At 65.0% G+C, this 2,766-nt stretch carries 4 protein-coding genes; all 4 read left to right on the top strand.

Going from position 1 to position 2,766, the window contains the following annotated elements; genetic code table 11:
• The coding region (locus HX846_RS37035) for a type VI secretion IcmF C-terminal domain-containing protein (RefSeq protein ID WP_306173210.1) at window positions 1-392 on the top strand (392 nt) is incomplete at its 5' end.
• Complete coding sequence (gene tagF / locus HX846_RS37040; protein ID WP_003213323.1) at window positions 389-1,042, top strand: type VI secretion system-associated protein TagF; 654 nt, start codon at window positions 389-391, stop codon at window positions 1,040-1,042. The genes HX846_RS37035 and tagF, both read left to right, overlap by 4 nt.
• Window positions 1,043-1,762, top strand: a complete 720-nt coding sequence (locus HX846_RS37045) for a PP2C family serine/threonine-protein phosphatase (protein ID WP_003213320.1) — start codon at window positions 1,043-1,045, stop codon at window positions 1,760-1,762.
• Window positions 1,759-2,766 (top strand): serine/threonine-protein kinase (locus tag HX846_RS37050; RefSeq protein WP_178967440.1); only part of this gene is annotated, 1,008 nt, incomplete at its 3' end. The genes HX846_RS37045 and HX846_RS37050, both read left to right, overlap by 4 nt.

The following is a 2,766-nucleotide window of genomic DNA, read 5'->3' on the forward strand; positions in this document are numbered from 1 at the left end:
CGATCGTGCGCTTTGAACTCAAGCCGGTGGCGATGGACGCGACCATCACCCAGTTCCTGCTGGACCTGGACGGCCAGCAACTGAGCTATGACCACGGCCCGAGCCGGCCGGTCGCGATGCAGTGGCCGAATCCCGGCAGCATTGGCGTGGTGCGCATTTCCATCATGCCGCCGTCAGCCAGCGGGCGCTCCGGTGTAACGCTGGACGGCCCGTGGGCCTGGTTTCGCCTGCTGGAGCAATCGGACCTGACCGCCGGCAATTCGCCGGACCGCTTCAACCTGCGTCTGCGGGTCGACGGCGCGAGCATCTCCTACGAGTTGCGGGCCAACAGTGCCTTCAACCCGTTCAAGAGCCGCGTGCTTAACGGCTTCAGCCTGCCGGAGCGGCTATGACCACGCTGGGTTTCTACGGCAAGTTGGCGTGCCGCGGCGACTTTGTCAGCCGCGCGCTGCCCCAGAGTTTTATCGGCCCTTGGGACAGTTGGCTGGCGTCCGGATTGCTCGCCAGCCAGACCCGCCTCGGGGCTGACTGGCTGAATGCTTACCTGGTCAGCCCATTGTGGCGCTTCGTGTTGGCGCCGGGTGTGTGCGGGCCGGACGCGGCGGTGGGCGTGGTGATGCCGAGCATCGACCGGGTGGGGCGCTATTTCCCGCTGACGGTGGCTGCGCTGTTGGATCATGACACCGACCCCGCCTCCATCATCGGCGGGCCGGATGCCTGGTTTGAACAGGTGGAAGAGTTGTTGCTGAGCACGCTGGACGCCGGCGCCAGCTTCGAAGGTTTCAGCGGCGGGATCGAATCCCTCGGCGCTCCAGCCTGCCAACCTCGCACCTTGGGTAGTCGCTTTGCGGGCTTGCAGCGTGTCAACGCCACAGACCCTCAAGCGCGGATGACTGCGCTTGCCGAACAGGCCTGCGAAGGCGCGAGCCTGTGGTGGGGCCGTGGTTCGCAACAGATTTCTCCCGGTTTAATGCGGTGTCAGGGCTTGCCTGCTGCCGACGATTTTGCGCAATTTTTGCTCGGCCAAGAAGGTGTTGTGTAGATGCGGTCCACGTTCAAATCCGCCAGCAAAAGCCACGTCGGCATGGTTCGCCAAGTCAATGAAGACGCTTGCCTCGACCTGCCGGAAAACGGCCTGTGGGTGGTGGCCGACGGCATGGGCGGGCACGCGGCGGGGGATTACGTCAGCAGCCTGATTGTCGACAGCCTGCGCAGCATTCCCGTGGGCCGTTCTCTTGAGGAATACACGGCGGCGTTGCGCAGCGACCTGCTGCGAGTCAACGGCGCGGTGCGCGAAGAAACCGCCCACCGTGGCGTGACCATGATGGGCAGCACCGTGGTGTTGCTCGCCACCCGAGGCTTGCGCGGCGTGTGCCTGTGGGCCGGCGACAGCCGCCTGTATCGCCTGCGCGACGGCCTGCTGGAAAGCATTTCCCGCGACCACAGCTACGTGCAGGACTTGCAGGACAGCGGCCTGCTCAGCGAAGCCGATGCGCGGGTGCATCCACGGGCGAATATCGTCACCCGCGCGATTGGCGTGGAAGCACAGTTGGCGTTGTCGTCGGTCGACCTGTTGATCGCCCCCGGCGACAGTTACCTGCTGTGCAGCGACGGCCTGAACAAGACCGTCGAAGACCACGAGATCCGCGAAGTACTGAGCCATGCCGAGCCGGACGAAATCGTCCGCAGCCTGGTGCACCTGGGGCTCAATCGCGGCGCGCCGGACAACATCACCGCCATCGTTGTGAAGGTGTCGACATGAACATCATCATTCCCGGCTACGACATCGAAGGCGAAATCGGCGTTGGCGCCATGGCCAGCGTGTACCTGGCGACCCAGCGTTCCCTGGAGCGCAAGGTGGCGCTGAAGATCATGGCGGCGGCGCTGGCGGCCGACCCGAGTTTCTGCGAGCGCTTCCTGCGCGAAGGCAAGACCCTGGCGCGCCTGTCCCACCCGCACACCGTGACCATCCATGACATCGGCAATGTCGGTGAGCTGTACTACATGGCCATGGAATACCTGCCCAATGGCACGCTCAAGGAGCGCATCGCCGCGGGCCTGACGCCGGAGCAAGGGCTGACGTATATCCGCCAGATCGCCTCGGCGCTGGGTTATGCCCACGCCCAGGGCCTGGTGCACCGCGATGTGAAGCCGGCGAACATTCTGTTCCGCGCGGATGGCACGGCGGTGCTGTCGGACTTTGGCATCGCCAAGTCCCTGGATGACCGCACGCAGTTCACCCAGGCCGGATTTGCCGTCGGCACGCCGAGCTACATGAGCCCGGAGCAGGCCCGGGGCCAGGAGATTGATGGGCGCGCCGACCTGTATGCGTTGGGCGTGGTGCTCTACGAGATCCTGGTGGGCAAGCTGCCTTACAACGGCACCGATGCACTTTCCACCGCGCTGGCGCACCTGACTGAACCGCTGCCTGAGTTGCCGGTGCACCATGGGCGTTATCAGGAGGTGCTGCGCAAGCTGCTGGCCAAAGACCCGGCGGAACGCTTCCCGGATGCGTCGGCGTTGTTGCGGGCGCTGGATCAGTTGCCGAAGGAGGAGCAGGTAGAGGCGACGTTGATTCGGCCCCTGCCGATTCCGGTTGCGGTCTCCAATGACCTGGCCGGACTCACGCCGGTTTCCATCGAAATCCCGACCGAAAAGCCGCAGCCACAACCCGTGCGGCAACCGGTGGTGACGCCGACGCAACACTCGGCCGTGTCCGGACAAAACCGTGGGCCGGTGCTGGCGTTGGCGGCAGTTGCCGTGGCA

Source organism: Pseudomonas sp. K5002 (assembly GCF_013386655.1).
Taxonomy (GTDB): domain Bacteria; phylum Pseudomonadota; class Gammaproteobacteria; order Pseudomonadales; family Pseudomonadaceae; genus Aquipseudomonas.

What these genes read in the sequence shown, in the direction of transcription:
- tagF (WP_003213323.1), top strand. Translation starts at nt 389, where the DNA reads ATGACCACGCTGGGTTTCTACGGCAAGTTGGCGTGCCGCGGCGACTTT.
- HX846_RS37045 (WP_003213320.1), top strand. Translation starts at nt 1,043, where the DNA reads ATGCGGTCCACGTTCAAATCCGCCAGCAAAAGCCACGTCGGCATGGTT.